Origin of the sequence: Rubellimicrobium arenae (genome assembly GCF_017916275.1) — a bacterium.
Classification (GTDB): domain Bacteria; phylum Pseudomonadota; class Alphaproteobacteria; order Rhodobacterales; family Rhodobacteraceae; genus Rubellimicrobium; species Rubellimicrobium arenae.
This window is the reverse complement of sequence record NZ_JAFMST010000020.1, coordinates 22,629-39,034: the sequence shown is the minus strand read 5'-3', so window position 1 is coordinate 39,034 and position 16,406 is coordinate 22,629. Positions and strand designations below refer to the sequence as shown.

Sequence of the window (16,406 nt, the reverse complement as noted above, 5' to 3'; positions counted from 1 at the left end):
TTGACGCACGCGTAACCCGCAGAACATAACCCTCAGGCGGGTCACTCCTCGACGAAAAACCCGGGTCAGCTCTCAGTGGAAATCAAAACACCAGGGGTGCGCTGTCCGTCACGAGGTCAGCCCTCAGACGGCCAGCCGCCGGGCCGATGCCGAAGCCATGTCCCGAGAAGCCGGACGCGAGGAAGAAACCCGGCAACGGGTCAACGGCCGAGATGACCGGGAGGGGTGCTGTCAGACGAATGCGAACTCGTCTCGCTTTCGGCAGGCGGGCTCGATCTTAACTGGCACAGAGCGTCCGCCACTCGGCAAGAGCGGCGGTGCGGGCCTGCTTGTACACAGGGCGGCTGGAGATGCTCCGATCCGAGTTGAAGTGGTTGCAAACTGAGGAGTGGACAGCGACGAACTTCTGAAGACTTCGCATGCGCCGGAACCGCAGCATTGCCCTCTCTCGCCTTCGGAAGGCTGGTGCGAGTTCTCGATCCGGTAGTTCTCCCAGCGGCCGGTGACTTGCCGGTTCTCGGCACCGAGTGCTTTGAGAGCGGCGCCGTAGGAGCGCAGCCCATCGGTGACCAGCTCTTCGGGCTGACCATGCCGCTTCATCAGCTTTCGCAGGAACTTTAGCGCTGCCTTCTTGTCCCGCCGCTTGGAGACGAAGGCCTCCAGCACCTCTCCCTCGTGGTCCACCGCGCGCCAGAGGTAGTGCTGCACGCCATTGATCTTCACGAACACCTCGTCCAAGTGCCAGCGCCAGCGGGAGGAGCGCATCCCGCTTACCCGCTTGCGCCGGATCTCGGTGGCGAACATCGGTCCGAACCTCTGCCACCAGAACCGCACGGTTTCGTGGCTTACCTCGATCCCGCGCTCGTGGAGGAGGTCCTCGACGTTCCTCAAGGAGAGCGGGAAGCGAATGTACAGCATCACCGCCAGGCGGATCACCTCAGGCGAGGTCTTGAAGTAGCGGAACGGGCTGCGCTGGGTCATGCCACGGAGGGTAGTAGGTCCCCTGCCCGGCTCAAGCCAACTTCTTCTGACACTGCCGTTGCCGTGTATGATCTCTCTCAGGCGCAATACGATGTCTTCCATAAGAGCCACGTCAACAGTGGCTATCTCTAAGAACGTCTCCTGACCAGTAATCCGGAAACGGCTTTGGACTCCCTCGGTCCCACCGAGTCCCCTGTAGTGAGGATAGAGGAGTGTCAGTTTGGGTGCTTTGTAGTGATGGGCATAGGCCATCATCTGATACACGTCGGCCTGGGAGACCCCCTGCTTCGGATCATCGATCCGAGACGATATCCGCTTCCATTTTGTGTCGATCACATGAACAACCTGCCCGTCACGCCGGATCAGAATGTCGGGCTTGGTCTGAAAAACCCTCCGCCCATCATTGATCGCGGTTAGGCAATACTCTCGCCCGCCCTGCAGCCTGACGTAAAACTCGGTGCCTTCAAGGGAGCGGGCTACCAGCCGGCCAACATACTCCTCGAAGAGCGTCTTCATTTCGAACAACAGCGCCGTTCCATGTCCTGATCCAGCGCTGGTGGTCTGGTAGCGCTTGTGAAGGAACAGTTGCGCCATCCCGAACAGAGCCTGCCAGGCGCGATTGGTCCGGTCGATGACCACCTCGTCCCATCGCAGAGCCGGCACTGGCACCGTTGCAATGTCCGCATAGACGAAGGCCAGTTCCCTAAGCCACTGCAGGTTCGCGACACGGCGCGACATCCGGGACAAGTGCGCGATGGTCACCTTCATGATCCGGTTCAGCGCGATGTCTTCCGACAACTCGTCGAAGCGGCAGGCAAGGCGGCTTGGGTTTGCCGCATGGTGCGTGAACTGGCGCGGCAGGTCGAGTGTCCCTCGCAGGGTCGAAAGGTCCTCTTCGTGAGCGATATATCGCCGTGGCATGCCGCGGCGGACGGCCTCGGTCAGCTTGTCACAAAAGATGCGGATCAGGATCTCAAGAAGCGTCTCGTGCTGCCAGTCCAGATCCGTCAGTCGTCCCGTTTCGATCTTCAGGTCGAGTGCAACAGCGAGCATGTGTACAAGGCGCTTGCGGATTTCGCCGCGTTCCTCCGCCGATCCATCGGCGGCGGGCACATCGATCTTGGGGAGAACCTCGAGACTGCAATCATCGGCGGCAATGACGCCGACCACTCCCCGGGCGCGGAGTGCATGCCGCTGATCTTCCAGCACGCCGCTCTCACCGCGACCGGCGAAGCTCGATTTCTGTGCGACTGCAGCCAGGCGACTGGCAAGGTGGGCTGGAATACAACCAGGCCCCTCGCCATGGGGCAGAGACTTGTATTCAAGGACGCTGTAAGCGGGCATCAGGCTTGGAACTCAGTGAAGTCGAAGCCGCCGTTGCCGCTGCTGTCCCGCTCTGGCTTGACGCGCCATCGCTGCCGCGGACCGGAGAAGCTGTCACTCTCCATTCCGTCAGATGCCTTCATTTCTTCACGCACCAGGAACCGCGGCTTGGGCACTGTCAGACTAATCAGCGGAGGCCGTCCTCTTCCGCTCTGCCCTTCTTTCATCTGGGCATGCGATCAACGTTGCTTGGCTCAAAGCCAAGAGGAGCGCCACGAGACCCGCCGACCGACCGCGCCCTGAGCCTATCAGAGCAGTTTTATCTGACAAGGCCGTGCTTAGGGCTATGCCTTGTCCGTCGTCAGGTGATTTGAGACCGATGGGTTAGCTCAGGATCGGAGGGTCTGGTCCATCTGGGGGTGAGGTTAGGCGGCTGCGGCGTGGTGCTGCAAGCGCCGGTGGGTCAGGGTCTGTTTTTTGATCCGCTCGCGTTCGGCGAGGATGGCCTCGCCTCGACCGAAGTAGACGTCGGCGGGGGTCAGGTTGCTCAGGCTCTCGTGGGCGCGGCTGTGGTTGTAATGCTCGACAAAGGCTGAGACCTGCTCCTCCAGGGTGCCGGGCAGGTAGTAGTGCTCGAGCAGGATCCTGTTCTTCAGGGTCTGGTGCCAGCGCTCGATCTTGCCCTGGGTCTGCGGATGCCCTGGGGCACCCCGGATGTGGGTCATGCCTTGGTCCTCGAGCCACTTCGCGAGATCACTGGCGATGTAGCTTGAGCCGTTGTCGCTCAGGAGCCTAGGACGATGCCGGACCTTCACCTGGTCGAGCCCTGAGGCGCTCAGCGCCAGGTCCAGTGTGGCAGTGACGTCCTCGGCCTTCATGGTCGAGCACAGCTTCCACGCCACGACAAAGCGGGAGAAGTCGTCGAGTACCGTGGACAGGTAGTACCAGCCCCAGCCAGTGACCTTGAGGTAGGTGAAGTCGGTCTGCCAAAGCTGGTTGGGTGCCGTGGTCTTGGTGGTGAACTCGTCGGCCGCCTTGACCACGATGTAGGCGGGGCTGGTGATGAGGTCGTGCGCCTTCAGGAGGCGGTACACTGAGGCTTCAGAGACGAAGTACCGCTGCTCGTCGGTGAAGCGCACGGCTAACTCTCGAGGTGAAAGCTCCGGCTGCTCGAGAGCCAGCGCGATCACCTTGGCCCGGACCTCGTCGGGGATGCGGTTCCAGACCCGACCGGGCCGGGAGGGGCGGTCCTCGAGCGCCTCAGGTCCTCCGGTCTGGTAGAGCTCAACCCAGCGGTAGAAGGTGGCTCTCGGGATCCCGAGCTTCTCCAGGGTGCGCCGGATGGGCAGATGCGACTGCTCTACGAGCCGGATGATCTCGGCCTTCTCGGATGCGGGGTACCTCATGCGTCGTCGCCCCCAGCCCCGCTCATGCTTTTTTTGAGCAGGCGGTTTTCGAGCGTGAGATCCGCCACGACCTCCTTCAAGGCACTGGCTTCCCGACGAAGCTCCTTCACCTCGTCCGAGGTGGCCGCCCGGGCCGTGTCGCCGGCCAGGCGGCGCTTGCCAGCTTCCAGGAACTCCTTGGACCAGCCGTAGTACATCGACGAGCTGATCCCCTCGCGCCGGCACAGCTCGGCGATGCTGTCCTCCCCGCGCAGACCCTCCAGCACGATGCGGATCTTCTCCTCGGCGGAGAACTGACGCTTGGTGACGCGCCGGATGTCCTTCAGGACGGCTTCAGCAGGAGCCTTCTTGGTTGGCCCGGATGTCTGCTTCATCTTCGCTCCTTGGCGGCTGCGATGAACCAGACATCCTCCTCTCACAAAACAGCCCAGCCTGTCTCATGGGCGCTGATCCGGGACACCTGTAAACCGCCGGAGCAGGCGCAAACCGCACCGCGCCCAAGCGGGCTCAGAGACGAGGGGCGGAAGAGGCGGAGATCAGGAGCGAGGAGATAGTCTCAGAGCTGGGAAGGCCCTCGGAAGCCGCAGAAATGACGGGTGGATTTCCCGCATTTCCTACACATATGAACAACTTATGTGTTGATGGCGGAGCGGGAGGGATTCGAACCCTCGAGACGGTTTCCCGCCTACACACTTTCCAGGCGTGCGCCTTCGACCACTCGGCCACCGCTCCGTGAGATGCTCCTTAGCCCCTCTGGCTCGTGGGGCGCAAGGGTCTGCGGGGGAATTCTGGGGTTTGGCCGTCATGAGGATGAAGTGGTCTGCCGTGCATGGAGGAGCAGGACTGCGGGCTGCACGACGATGGCCTCGCACGACTGGGTTGCCCCTGGCTTGGCTGCGAGGCGACGTATCAAGGCCCTGCTGGCCGAGGCTGTCCTTTGCCGAGGCGGCGATCAGGGTCGGCCCGTTGTGGAGGGCCTTGCTCGCCGTAGATGCGACCTTGGGTGGGTCAGGCGCCGGTCATGTACGGACCGGGGTCCTCGGGGTCCGGGGCCTGGACCCCGATGAAGGCAGCCGCACTCTCGCCCGCTCTGACGACGAAGACCGCTGAAACGTCAGTCCTTGCCTGAAGCATTGGGGCGGACGGCCCATGATGAGGCGTGATCGACTGACGGGGACCGGCAACCCCTTCGTCGCCGCCTGGGTAGCGGATGCGCTTCTTGACATCCGTCCATGTCGCGATGCCTCTAGCACCGACAATGCAGGAGCGATCATGCTGGGCCAGCGCTACGCCACTCGTCTCAACTCGTTCGGGTCGCGAGCCGAGCAGGCCTGGCCGGGGCAGACGGGCAAGCCGACCGCTCTCCAGATGGCAGAACGCGCCGCGATGGCGGAAGGACTGACCGACGTCGACCTGAACTATCCCGATCACGTGGACCGCGACCCTGCGCAGTTCGCCCGGCGGCTGTCCGACATGGGGCTGGGCGTGAACGGCCTTGCCATGCGCTATTACACGAATCCGGCCTTCAAGATCGGCGCCTTCACCAATCCCGATCCCCAGGTGCGCAGGGAGGCCATCGATCTGACCAAGCGCGGCATCGACGCCGCCCGATCGATGGGGTCGAGGCTCATGACGATCTGGCTGGGCCAGGATGGCTTCGATTACAGCTTCCAGGCCGATTATGGGAGGCTCTGGGATGACGAGATCGACGCGCTTCGGGAGGTGGCCCAGCATGACCCTGATTGCATGATCTCCATCGAGTACAAGCCCAACGAGCCACGCTCCTACTCGCTTCTGTCCGACCTTTCGACCACGCTCCTTGCCTTGGACGAGGTCGGCACCGACAACCTCGGCGTCACCTTCGACTTTGCCCATGTCCTTTACGCCGACGAGATGCCGGCCTTCGCGGCCGCGATGATCTCCCGGAGGTCGCGACTCCTTGGGGTCCACCTGAACGACGGTTACGCCAAGCGGGATGACGGGCTCATGGTGGGATCGGTCCACCTTCAGGCGACTCTGGAACTGCTCTGGCAACTCGAGAAGGATGGCTACGACGGGCCGATCTACTTCGACACGTTCCCGGACCTCAGCGGCCTCGACCCCGTGCGCGAATGCGAGGTGAACATCGCCACCGTCAAGCGCCTGATCGCCGTGGCGCGACGCCTGTCGGCCGACAACGCCCTGAGGGCCGCCGTCGCCGCGCAGGATGCCGTGACCTCCCAGCAGATCGTTGGGCGCGCCCTGACGGGGGGCTGATCGCGTGCCCCGATCTCCTTGTGGGGAACCGCCGGTCGTCAGCAAACCCGAAGCAGGAGGCTGGCATCTCGGACGTTCCTGGGGCCAGGGATCGCCAGCAGGTGCCGCACGCATCGCGAAATCCAGTCACGGTCATGGTTGGTCGCCCACAAGTGAGAGGGTCGAATGGATATCAACCTCATCGACCTATCACGCTTCGGGTACCCACCAGCCGACCGACACCGACCAATCGGATGGATCCACATCGCTCGATCAGGTTGCCCTCTGGCCATGCCGCGTTGTCCATCGACCCACTCCATCCGGAAGGGCAACGTGATCAGGACTGTGGGACGGGTGGTCGGCGCCGGACGACCGATGGACCTATCGGTTGCATGGCAAGTCCCGGGCCCGACAGTCCGGCGCTTCGGCTTGATCGGACGGGTCCATTCGGGTTCTGATCGAGATCGGGGCGCCCCGACCGTGCGGGGATGGCGACGGCCCCATGTGACGGGACCGAACGCTGGAACATGGGGACCGGGTCGCCTGAAAGCGGCAACACCTTGGCAAGCTCGTCTGCTGCAACTGACCTGGGCGGACCCCGGCCCGTGTTGAACGATCACGCCAGAGGTAAGGACCTGCCATGATCCAGTCCGCTCCGGGTGTCGTGGTCGTCGGCAGCCTTCATTACGACATCATGGTCGCCGCGCCCCATCGACCTGCCGCAGGCGAGACGGTGCAGGGCGATCGCTGGCACCCCAAATTCGGGGGCAAGGGCGGCAACCAGGCCGTCGCCGCCGCCAGGGCCGGCGCCTCAGTCAGGATGCTGGGGGCCGTCGGGGACGACGCCTTTGGCACATTCCTGAGGCAGAACCTGCGCCAGGGTGGCGTCGACGACGCGCATGTCGTGACCCTGCCCGGCAGCGGTTCGGGCATGAGCGTGGCGATCAGCGACCTGACCGGCGACTATGGCGCGGTGATCGTGTCGGGTGCCAATCTCGGGATCGACGCCGCTCGTCTTCAGGACGAGACGTTCTGGCACGGCGCCGCCATGCTGGTTCTGCAAAACGAAGTGTCCGAGACCCTGAACGAAGCCGCGGCACAGGCCGCGCACGCACGCGGGACTCGGGTCTGCCTGAACGCGGCCCCGTACCGGAAGCTTTCCACCACGCTGGAGGGGGCCGTCGACCTCCTGATCGTCAACGCTCTCGAGGCGGAGGCGCTGGCTGGCGTTCCGGTTCGGGACATCTCCGACGCCGAGATCGCCGCCCGGACTCTCTCGGCGCGGTTTCCCGTCGCTGTCGTGACCGCCGGCGGAGACGGAGTCGCCGTAGCGGAGCGGCATGGAGAAGGTTTTCACCTTTCCGCAGAGCCGATCAGAGTGGTCAGCACCCACGGCGCCGGAGATGTGTTCGTCGGCACCCTGACGGCCGCCCTGGCGGCGGGATCCCCTCTCGAGGAGGCGGTCCGCGCCGCCAACCGGCGTGCGGCCCGCCATGTCGCGGGCTTGGGCTGACGCGAACAGGAGCCGCGCGGGATCCGGCTCAAACCCGGAGGTCGACCGGCCCTGACAAGGGCGAACGGCGGCCGGTCGTTCCAGTCACGAATGCGGACCCGACTCCATCGCGACCTCGGAGCCGGTCGGCCCGAGATCCGTGTCCACCCGCACGACGACGGACATCCCGGGGGCGAGCTGGTCCGACCGTTCCTGCCCTTCGTCGATGTCGATGCGGATCGGCATGCGCTGGGCGATCTTCGTGAAGTTGCCGGATGCGCTGGCCGAGCCCAAGAGGCTGAATTCCGACGACATGGCAGGGGCAAAGCGCTCGATCGTGCCCGTGAAGGCGCGATGGTTCATGGCGTCCACGGTGAAGGTGACGGGCTGGCCTGGCTCCATGCCGCTCACCTGGGTTTCCTTGAAGTTGGCCACGATCCAGACATCGTGCTGGACCAGCGCCATCAGGCTGGTGCCTGGCGTGACGTACTGTCCGACCCGGGCCCCGACCTCGCCCAGCCGCCCCGCCACCGGAGCACGGATGACGGCATTCTCCAGGTCGATCTCGGCGAGTTCCAGAGCCGCCTGGGCAGAGGCCACGGAGGCCACGAGTTGCTCGCGCCCGGTGAGAACCGCCTTGAGATCCTCCTGCGCGACGTCGATCTGGCTCTGGGCCTGCTGCAGAGCGGCCGTCGCCTGGTCGAGGTTGAGTTGGGCCTGGTCGGCCTCGCTTTGTGCGATCACGCCGCGTCCGCACAGTTCGGCGGCCCGTTCCGCGGCAGACTGCGCCGTGCCAAGTCCAGCCTGCGCGGCATCCAGCGCCGCCTGCCGCGCCCGGAGGCCAGCCTGCGCCGACGCTTCGGACTGGCTGGAGCTTGCGAGGGCGGCCTGGGCGGCGGCAAGCTGGCTTTGGGCCTGGGCCTTGCGCTGGACGAGGCTGCGGTCATCCAGGCGGACGAGGACCTGCCCGGCCTCCACCTCCTGGAAATCCTGCACCAGAACCTCGGTCACGTGGCCCGCCACCAGGGGCGACATGGTGGTGACACGGCCTCGCACATAGGCGTTCTCCGTGATCATGACGTGACCCGCAAAGGGCGGAAGCTGCCAGGCGTAAAGAACGACGACGACCCCGACGAGGCCGACCAGGAAAGCGACAAGAGTGGGGACATGCTTCTTCATGGGATCAAGCCGGAACAGGGGCATCCGTGCGCCGCCCGGTCTGGACGGCCAGGAAGGCCAAGTGGAGCGAAAGGATGGTCAGGGCGCCGACCGCGATCACGAAGATCAGGAAGAAGGCGTCGTTGTAGGCCATGACATAGGCCTGATTGGCAAGATCGCGGGCCAGGGTCGCGACCGCCTGGGCATTCCGCTGGCCCGGGTCGGCGATCTGGGGGGTCAAGCCGGCGCCGATCTGGCCGATCCGCTGCGCCACCAGCGGATCGCTGAGACGTATGGGATCGGTCAGGACCGCGAGATGCGTCTTCTCGCGAAGGGTGACGAAGCTGCGGAACACGGCCGAGCCCAGGAGGCCTCCAAGGCTCTGCGAACTGAGGAACACGATGATGAAGCTCAGGAGATAGTTCGGCCCTTTCGCAAGAGCCGACATCATGCCCTTCAGCATCGCGGGCGGCAGGAACAGGCCGGCCGCGAACGCGATCATGGCCTGGCTCGCGTACATCTGCTGGGGCCGGGTCAGGACCGTGGCCTGACTGTCGGCCCAAGCGCCGATCGCGACGAAGGCCAGGGCCACGAGGTGGATGCGTCCTTCCCGCCCCGGTTTCATGATCATCGCGCAAAGGGCCCCGCCACAGAGCGTCGCCGCCACGATGACCACGTACATCGTCCTCATTTGCGCCGCGCCCAGACCCAGCTGCTGGAACAGGCCCGGCGCGCCCGAGGTCTGTTCGGACAGGACGACGCGAAACACGAGAAGCGCCCCCGTGAGGTGGACGATCGCCGGGGAGGTCAGCCAACGTATGTCGAGAAGAGGCGCCTTCCGGTTCAGCTCGATGGCGGCCGTCATGGTCAGGGCCATGATGGAGACCACCAGGAGGATGCCCAGCCAGCGCGCCTCGAGCCACCAGTATCCGGTGCCGGTCACGAAGGCGACCGTCAGGCCGCCAAAGCCCACCGCGACAAGGAGGTAGCTCACGATGTCCAGCAGGCTGATGACCTTGGCCTGCGGCTGCGGCGTCAGTGGCAGCCGGGTCACCAGGGCCAGGCAGACCAGCGCGAGCCCGAGGCTCAGCAGGCTGAAGCCATGCGGGAGGCCGATGTCGATCAGGCTGGGCGAGACGATCTGCGCCAGGGGCGAGCCCAAGGTGATCAGGGTCAGGGCGAGCGACAGGCCCACCCTCATCTTGAGGGTCGGCGGAAAGGGTTCGAGCAGGTAGAGGAACGCCAGCGTCGACATGGGCGCGGCGGCCACGCCGGCCAGGAACTGCACGACGATGGCCGAGGTCAGGTCGTGCATCCAGAAGCTGACGAGCAGCGACAGGACATAGGCGACCGCCCCGACCTCGGCAAAGCGGCGCAATCCGAACTGCGTGCGGATCTTGATGAGAAGCAGCGGGAGCGAAGCGCGCGGCACCATGAAGGCGGCGATCAGCCAGCTCGTCTCGACCGAGGTCGTGCCGATCTCGCCCCCGACATACTGGGTATTGGCCGAGATGAGGCTGGAACCCAGCCCCTGGGTGATGGCGATGACGATCCCGGCCAGGAGATAGGCCGCGGCACGGGGCAGCGGCATGGGCGCCGGCGCGGCCGGCGTGGGCGCCGCCTTCTGTTCCGGTCCAGCCGCCTGGGCCACGACCGGGAGGTCGGTCCCAGCCTCGTCGGAACGATCCGAAGATGTCGGCCCGTCGTCCTGCTGGTGCTCTTTCACCCGGTCGGCATCGCGAAGGAGCAGCGGCTCATCCAGCGCCCCCATGGTTCCGTCCGCCGTGGTCTGGACGGCGCGCGTCATGAGGACTCCCCTGCCAGCTTGGCCGAGATCCGGTCGAGCAGGCGAAGGGCTCCCGCCAGATCCTCGTCGGGGACGTCGTCGAACAACTCCTCGGCGAGATCCTCGAGGAAGCGGAGGATCCCGGCATGCTCGGTTTCGGCGCGTTCGGTCAGAAACACCTGGTTGGCGCGGCGATTGCCCTCGACCGGGCAACGCTGCACGAAGCCGCCCTCCTCGAGCCCGTCGAGGAGGTGCTTCATCGTCGGCGGCTCGACCTCCATGAGGCGCGCCAGCTCGGCCTGGGTGACGCCCGGGTTCCGGGCCACCAGCGTCAGGAGCCGGGCCCGGGAATAGGTGAGCCCGTGGGCTCGCGCCCGCTCATCGAAGTGGCGCTTGAGCCCCTGCGTGACACGGGTCGTGGCGAAAAGGAAGGAAAGACGAACGGATCGCTCGGTCATGATTAGCAAACTAACTGTTAGGAAGCTAATTTAGGTGTTCGCGGAGGGATGTCCAGTGGCCGTTGCCTGAGAATGCATGGTCACAGGCCGCCCCGATGACACCCAGTGCCCTGCGGAGGGCAGCATGGGTGCCGGAACCCCGTGCCCCGGACGCGCGTTACGCTGCAGTGCGGCATGGACGCAGGACGCCTGTGGCAACCCCGCGAACCAACACGGATGAGGGCAATGAACTCTTCTCTCTCGGCAATGAACGACCGGCCTGGCCCGCCCTCCAAGCGGCGGCGGTCTCGGGGAAGCCGCACCAAGCTTCTTGCGGCCGGCGGCCTGGTCGCCGCGCTGGCGGCCTCCGCCGTCGTCAATCATCGACGTGCCCGGAGGGCCGAGAATGCCAACCCCCCGGTAGGGCGGTTCCTCCAAGTGGACGGTGTGAGGCTGCACTACCTGGAGCGTGGATCCGGCAGCCCTCTTGTCCTGCTGCACGGCAACGGCGGGATGATCCAGGACTTCCTGTCGAGCGGCCTGGTCGACGAAGCGGCAAAGCGGCATCGCGTGATCGTGTTCGATCGCCCGGGCTACGGCTACAGCGATCGCCCCCGGGGACGGCTGTGGACGCCCGATGCACAGGCCGATCTCCTGGCGGCCGCCCTCCGGCAGTTGGGCGCAGAGCCTGCAACCGTGCTTGGCCATTCCTGGGCCGGCGCCGTTGCCGTCGCGATGGCCGACCGGCACCCCGGCCTTGTCAGCGCCTTGGTGCTGGAAGGCGGCTACTTCTATCCATCTGTTCGCCTTGACGTCCTGCCCATGTCGCTGCCTGCGGTCCCGCTCGCCGGGGATGTCCTGCGGCACACGATCTCCCCGCCGCTGAGCCGGGCGATCTGGCCGCTCCTCATGCGCAAGATCTTCGGCCCCGAGCGGACGCCGGACAAGTTCCGGGCCTTCCCGCGCGAGATGGCCCTTCGGCCCACTCACCTGCGCGCGAGCGCAGAGGAGACAGCGATGATGATCCCCTGCGCCGCCGCCGCGCAGGGCCGCTATGCGAGACTGCGCCAGCCCACCGCAATCATCGCGGGCGAGGGCGACCGGATGGTCGCGGCAAAGGACCAGTCCGCCCGTCTCCATGCCGAGATTCCGCAAAGCACCTTCGATTGCCTGCCGGGCACCGGGCACATGGTCCACCACACGGCCACCAGCGCCGTACTCGCCGCCATCGAGCGGGTCGCCCCCTGAGGGCGGACCGGTGTGCAGGGGCGACGCGATGCCCTCCTCCGGCGCGACGGACAACGAGCCGGGTCTGACAAGGTCCCGGCCAGCTCTAGGTACCGGCGGGCAACACGAAGGGAGGGAGGGCCCCATGTCGATCCGGGAGCGAGAAATCTACAGCAGTCCGAACGGCGACCGTTGGAGCCTGGCCCGGGACACGGAGTCCGGACATGTCTTCGTCCGCCACCGTCCGAATATCCCCTCGGGCGGCCAGACCCGCGACATGGAAGTCGGCGAGTTCCTGATGGAAGGCGGCTCCGGACCGGAGAAGCAGGAACTTCTCCGGCAGATCGGCAGCATGGTCGAGGACGAGCCGGAGGGCAGCAGCGAGGCGGTCGTCTTCTACCCCTGAGCCAGGATCGGGTAGGCCGGCCCGCAGCGCAAGGACGCGAGGCTGCCTCTGCCATGCGCCTCGTCCGTCAAGCCGCTCCTATTCCGCCTCGGGCTCCCGGTCGAGGATTCGACGGATCACGTCCGCGCCAAACCCGGCACGCGCCATGGCCCCGGCCTCCCGGCGCCAGATCTTGGAGCGTTCGGGCCAGGGATCGGGCAAGGGCTCCGCACGATACGGGCCGATCCGCCGCTTCTGGGCGAACCGTTCAGCGGCCTCCAACTCGGCGGCCTGAAGAACCTCTGCCCGGTCCGCCCCGTCCGGTGCATCGGCCACCTCCCGCGCGGCCCCGAGGAGAGCTTCCTGCGCCGTGTCCCCCTCCACGCCTTTCCGCGCGAGGTCGCGCAGGATCCGGCGGGTGCCACGGCCCGAAGACAGGGCCGTCCGCGCCTTCATCTCGGCGTAGCGGGCGTCCTGGATGACGCCCGCATCCTTCAGCCGTTCGATCTCCGCGTCGATGAGGGGCTGAGCTATCGCCCGCTCCTCGGCGGCTGCTTCGGGATCGAGAGTTCTGAGCCTCCGCAGGAGTCGGCGCTCCAGCACATCCCGCAGCATCCGGGCGCTGCTTTCCCGTTGTCCGACGTAATGTTCCGCGATGTTCCGGATGCGGGCGGCGGTGAGCGGCTTGGCCCCGCCGGCGGCGCGGTCCGAGGTCCGCGCCGTCCTGTCGCCTTGGCGGGCCGAGCCGACATCCGGCGTCGAAGGATCCGCCGCTTCCCCCGGCGTTGGGCGGTGGCAGCCGCGATCATCGGGGGCACGGGGGGAGCGGCTCATCCTTGTCCGCCCCGCTGTCCACCGAACGATCGCCGCATCGGGTCTCAGCCCCGTTCCGGAGCCCTGTCGGTGATGTCCTCGATCCATGTCAGGCCTTTCACGGCCTGAGGCAGGCCGAGCGTCGGTATCGCCAGGAGAGCCACATGCCGCAGTTCTGCGGCTGAAAGCCCGTCGGCCAACCCGCGCCGGGTGTGGGAATGAACGGCCCCTTCGGAAAGAGCTCCTATGGCCAAGGCCAGCTTGACCAACCGCGCGGTGCGCCGGTCCAACGGACCGGCCTCGGAGCAGGCCTTCCCCAAGGCGGCATAGGCCGCCCAGACATCGGGGTAGGTTCGCGCGATTTCGCCGGCCCCCGAAGGAAGCTGGTCAGGAGCGGTGGCCATGGGCCCTCCGGTGCTCAGGCGCCGGCATGGGACCGGCCAGGACTGCCCGTGCAACGGAGGCCCCCTGCCCCAGGTTCCTGATTATGTTTCGACGGGCGGTTGCCGGGGCTGCCCGGCTCCATGGACCGCCTGGCCGCATCGGGGCTGCGCTGGCCTTGAACCGGGTCTAGGATCCACCGGGACAGAACCCACGGGAGCAGGTCCATGATCGTGAAGGCTGGCGTCGTGCAGTTTCAGCACGCGGCGGGCGCGAAGGAAGCGAACTTCCTGGTCGTCGAACGGTTCGCGCGACGGGCACGGGACAAGGGCGTAAGGATCCTGGCGTTTCCCGAGATGTGCCTGACCGGCTATTGGCACGCGCGGCACCTTGATCGCGCCGGCTGGGAGGGCCTTGCCGAACCGGTTCCGGAGGGACCCTCCACGCAGCGGCTCCTGCGGCTCTCGCGCGAGCTCGACATGGTGATCGGCGCCGGGCTGGTCGAACGGGACGGCTACCGGCTGTTCAACGCCTACGTGGTCGCCCTGCCGGACGGGCGCTGGCATTGCCATCGCAAGCTGCACGCCTTCGAAAGCCCTCACATCGCCAGCGGAGACAGCTTCACCGTCTTCGACACGCCACTGGGCGTCAGGGTCGGCGTTCTGATCTGCTACGACAACAACATCATCGAGAATGTGCGGGCAACAGCGCTCCTGGGCTGCGACATCCTTCTTGCGCCGCATCAGACGGGCGGCACGGCATCCCGAAGCCCGCATGGAATGAAACCGATCGACCCGGAGCTGTGGCATCGCCGTCATCAGGACCCCGAGCCCCTGCGGCGGGAGTTCCAGGGCGACAAGGGCCGGGGCTGGCTTATGCGGTGGCTGCCCGCGCGGGCTCATGACAACGGCCTGTTCGTGCTCTTCGCGAATGGCGTCGGCCAGGACGATGACGAAGTCCGGACCGGTAATGCCATGATCCTCGATCCTTATGGCCGCATCCTGTCCGAAACCCAGTCGATCGAGGCCGATCTCGTGGTGGCGGACCTCGACCTGGGCCTGCTGCCCCTCTGCACCGGCCGTCGCTGGATCCGTGGACGGCGTCCCGAACTTTATGCCTCTCTGACCGTACCGCTCGGCCACGAGCTTTCGCCCCGGGAGGCACGGTTCTCGGAAGAGCCGACCGGCTGATCCGGCGGGACGGTCCCAGGCATCAGGCTCCGTCGCGCCCGGGCCGTGCTGGGCCGACGGGTTGCCCGACCATGGCAGAGCGCACCGGCCCTGGCCCCTGCGTCGGCCTGCCGCAGGCGTCCTGGCGCAAATACAACCCAAGCGGTATTGTGCAATCGCAGCGGCAGTGTAGATGAACCCCTGTAACGAGCGGCGCCCATCTCCTCCCTTTTGGGTCAGCCGTAAACTGATTGGCAGGGTCCTCCTCTCCTCCTCCCTGGACGACCCTTTCCATGGGCGGCGCCCCTCCTCCCGGGGCTGCCGCCTTTTTCTTGCCAGATGGCGCCCGTATGGACCCCGGAAGGTCCCTGACGGGCCGTCACATCCGGCCTCGCTCTGGCAGCGGCCACCAACTGACCCCCACGGGGACCAAGGCGCGGACGCGAAAGGGTCCGGGACCGGATCGGAGCCGACGCGGGCCCGAGCCTGACGTGCTGGTCAGGCGGGCGCCGGTCGTCGGGTCACGAGGTCGAAGGCATCTCCGGCGCTGAGCACATGAAGCGTCAGGTCGTAGATGGACAGCGCCGCGTCCGTTTCGGCTTCGGCGATGTTGGAGTGGGTCACCTCGGAGGCGTCCACCAGATAGACCGCCCCGCTTCCGATCACGCGAAACCGGTGCCCCTCGACCACGATGGCGGTATCCTCGTCGATGCCGATGCCCAGCACGCGCGGATTCTGCGACACGGCCCCGATCAGGCGGCCGATGCGACCCCGCTCCGCGAAGTGCTGGTCGATGATGACATTGGGCAGGAGACCCAGTCCGGGCGCCATGCGAGCATCGCCGATGCGGAAGGAAGCGGCGCTCTGGCCCCGGACAAGCATGGTGTCGGCCATGGCCGAGGCGCCGGCCGATGTCCCGGCGATGAGCCCGCCCGCCTCGAAGATCGCGTGGATGCGTTCGTAGATCGGGGTATCGCCGATCTGGCTCGTGATGCGGAGCTGGTCCCCGCCCGAGAAGAAGACCGCATGAACCCCCTCGAGCGCCTCAAGCTTTTCGGGCAGCATCGCTTCGTGGCGGTCCTCTACATAAAGTTCGACCACCTCGTTGACGCCGAGGTCCGCGAACGACGCCCGATATCGCTCCAGATACCCTTCGGGCTCGTGGGATGCGATGGTGGCAAGGACAAGTCGGCCGTTCTTCACATGGCGGGCGACCTCGCGCAGGATCAGGCGTTCGCCTTCGTGCTCCTCGTGGCCGCCGATGATGATGAGCCGGCCGCGGCCCTCGATGCCCTCGACCAGTCCGGCCTTGTTCTTGACCATTCGTCGATCCTTCCCGCCAGGAGAGCCCGCCGAACCGGTGGGGCGGCAAAGCTTGCGGCGACCAGGGTCCCCGGTCGTGCGCAGGACACATGAACCTCGTGAAGCCGACGAATGTTCCGACATATCGGATTGCACGGCCCGCCGGCGTTGTGGCGAAGGGGATGAGGAACCCGCGTGTATCGTCGCACGACCACCGCCCTCCCACCACCAAGCCGGGATGCCGACACCCCCGGAACGACGCAGGTCGGGGCTATCCCCGCCCGAGGACCTTCGGACGGCCCGCGCCGACA

Annotated in this window: 12 protein-coding genes, 1 tRNA gene and 2 pseudogenes; 5 read left to right on the top strand and 10 right to left on the bottom strand. The window is 66.2% G+C overall.

Features of this window, described 5'->3' with window-relative positions:
- Positions 1 to 277: 277 nt before the first annotated feature.
- From J3P31_RS20590 to J3P31_RS20575, 4 genes and pseudogenes are all read right to left on the bottom strand, one after another.
- Positions 278 to 981, bottom strand: a pseudogene (locus tag J3P31_RS20590) (IS6 family transposase).
- Positions 982 to 1,194: 213 nt separating this feature from the next.
- Positions 1,195 to 2,325: pseudogene (locus J3P31_RS20585) on the bottom strand (McrC family protein); the annotation flags it as partial.
- Positions 2,326 to 2,729: 404 nt separating this feature from the next.
- A protein-coding gene (locus J3P31_RS20580; RefSeq protein ID WP_210530408.1) for an IS3 family transposase occupies positions 2,730 to 4,084 on the bottom strand; the annotation gives its coding sequence in 2 pieces (ribosomal slippage) (positions 2,730 to 3,745 and positions 3,745 to 4,084; 1,356 coding nt in all).
- A 268-nt stretch (positions 4,085 to 4,352) separates the two neighbouring features.
- Positions 4,353 to 4,442 (bottom strand) — tRNA-Ser (locus J3P31_RS20575).
- A gap of 540 nt (positions 4,443 to 4,982) precedes the next feature.
- Here J3P31_RS20575 and J3P31_RS20570 point away from each other — a divergent pair.
- Both J3P31_RS20570 and J3P31_RS20565 read left to right on the top strand, forming a co-directional pair.
- Positions 4,983 to 5,966 carry a sugar phosphate isomerase/epimerase family protein gene (locus J3P31_RS20570; protein ID WP_210530407.1) on the top strand — a complete coding sequence of 328 codons (984 nt, stop codon included), beginning with the start codon at positions 4,983 to 4,985 and terminating at the stop codon, positions 5,964 to 5,966.
- 619 nt (positions 5,967 to 6,585) lie between these two features.
- Complete coding sequence (locus tag J3P31_RS20565; RefSeq protein WP_210530406.1) at positions 6,586 to 7,458, top strand: PfkB family carbohydrate kinase; 873 nt, start codon at positions 6,586 to 6,588, stop codon at positions 7,456 to 7,458.
- A gap of 84 nt (positions 7,459 to 7,542) precedes the next feature.
- Here the strand turns inward: J3P31_RS20565 and J3P31_RS20560 are convergent, their stop codons facing one another.
- The 3 genes from J3P31_RS20560 to J3P31_RS20550 are packed head-to-tail and all read right to left on the bottom strand — an operon-like array spanning position 7,543 to position 10,839.
- Positions 7,543 to 8,616 (bottom strand): HlyD family secretion protein, encoded by a 1,074-nt coding sequence (locus J3P31_RS20560; RefSeq protein ID WP_210530405.1) that lies wholly within the window; start codon positions 8,614 to 8,616, stop codon positions 7,543 to 7,545.
- 4 nt (positions 8,617 to 8,620) lie between these two features.
- Entirely contained in the window at positions 8,621 to 10,402 is a 1,782-nt protein-coding gene (locus J3P31_RS20555) for an efflux MFS transporter permease (protein ID WP_246849721.1), read from the bottom strand.
- Positions 10,399 to 10,839 (bottom strand): MarR family winged helix-turn-helix transcriptional regulator, encoded by a 441-nt coding sequence (locus J3P31_RS20550; RefSeq protein ID WP_210530404.1) that lies wholly within the window; start codon positions 10,837 to 10,839, stop codon positions 10,399 to 10,401. Before J3P31_RS20550 ends, J3P31_RS20555 begins: the two co-directional genes overlap by 4 nt.
- A 225-nt stretch (positions 10,840 to 11,064) precedes the next feature.
- Here J3P31_RS20550 and J3P31_RS20545 point away from each other — a divergent pair, with 225 nt between their 5' ends.
- Both J3P31_RS20545 and J3P31_RS20540 read left to right on the top strand, forming a co-directional pair.
- Positions 11,065 to 12,066, top strand: a complete 1,002-nt coding sequence (locus J3P31_RS20545) for an alpha/beta fold hydrolase (protein WP_210530403.1) — start codon at positions 11,065 to 11,067, stop codon at positions 12,064 to 12,066.
- A gap of 124 nt (positions 12,067 to 12,190) precedes the next feature.
- Positions 12,191 to 12,451 (top strand): hypothetical protein, encoded by a 261-nt coding sequence (locus tag J3P31_RS20540; protein ID WP_210530402.1) that lies wholly within the window; start codon positions 12,191 to 12,193, stop codon positions 12,449 to 12,451.
- Positions 12,452 to 12,529: 78 nt separating this feature from the next.
- Here the strand turns inward: J3P31_RS20540 and J3P31_RS20535 are convergent, their stop codons facing one another.
- On the bottom strand, positions 12,530 to 13,264 hold the full coding sequence (locus J3P31_RS20535) for a regulatory protein RecX (protein ID WP_210530401.1): 735 nt from the start codon (positions 13,262 to 13,264) through the stop codon (positions 12,530 to 12,532).
- A gap of 44 nt (positions 13,265 to 13,308) precedes the next feature.
- Positions 13,309 to 13,647, bottom strand: coding sequence for a carboxymuconolactone decarboxylase family protein (locus J3P31_RS20530; protein WP_210530400.1), 339 nt, complete (start codon positions 13,645 to 13,647; stop codon positions 13,309 to 13,311).
- Positions 13,648 to 13,851: 204 nt separating this feature from the next.
- On the opposite strand from J3P31_RS20530, the gene J3P31_RS20525 reads away from it, so the two are divergent.
- On the top strand, positions 13,852 to 14,814 hold the full coding sequence (locus tag J3P31_RS20525; protein WP_210530399.1) for a nitrilase family protein: 963 nt from the start codon (positions 13,852 to 13,854) through the stop codon (positions 14,812 to 14,814).
- 477 nt (positions 14,815 to 15,291) lie between these two features.
- On the opposite strand, the gene J3P31_RS20520 is transcribed toward J3P31_RS20525, so the two are convergent.
- Positions 15,292 to 16,116 (bottom strand): cyanophycinase, encoded by an 825-nt coding sequence (locus J3P31_RS20520; RefSeq protein ID WP_210530398.1) that lies wholly within the window; start codon positions 16,114 to 16,116, stop codon positions 15,292 to 15,294.
- Between the last annotated feature and the right edge of the window lie 290 nt (positions 16,117 to 16,406).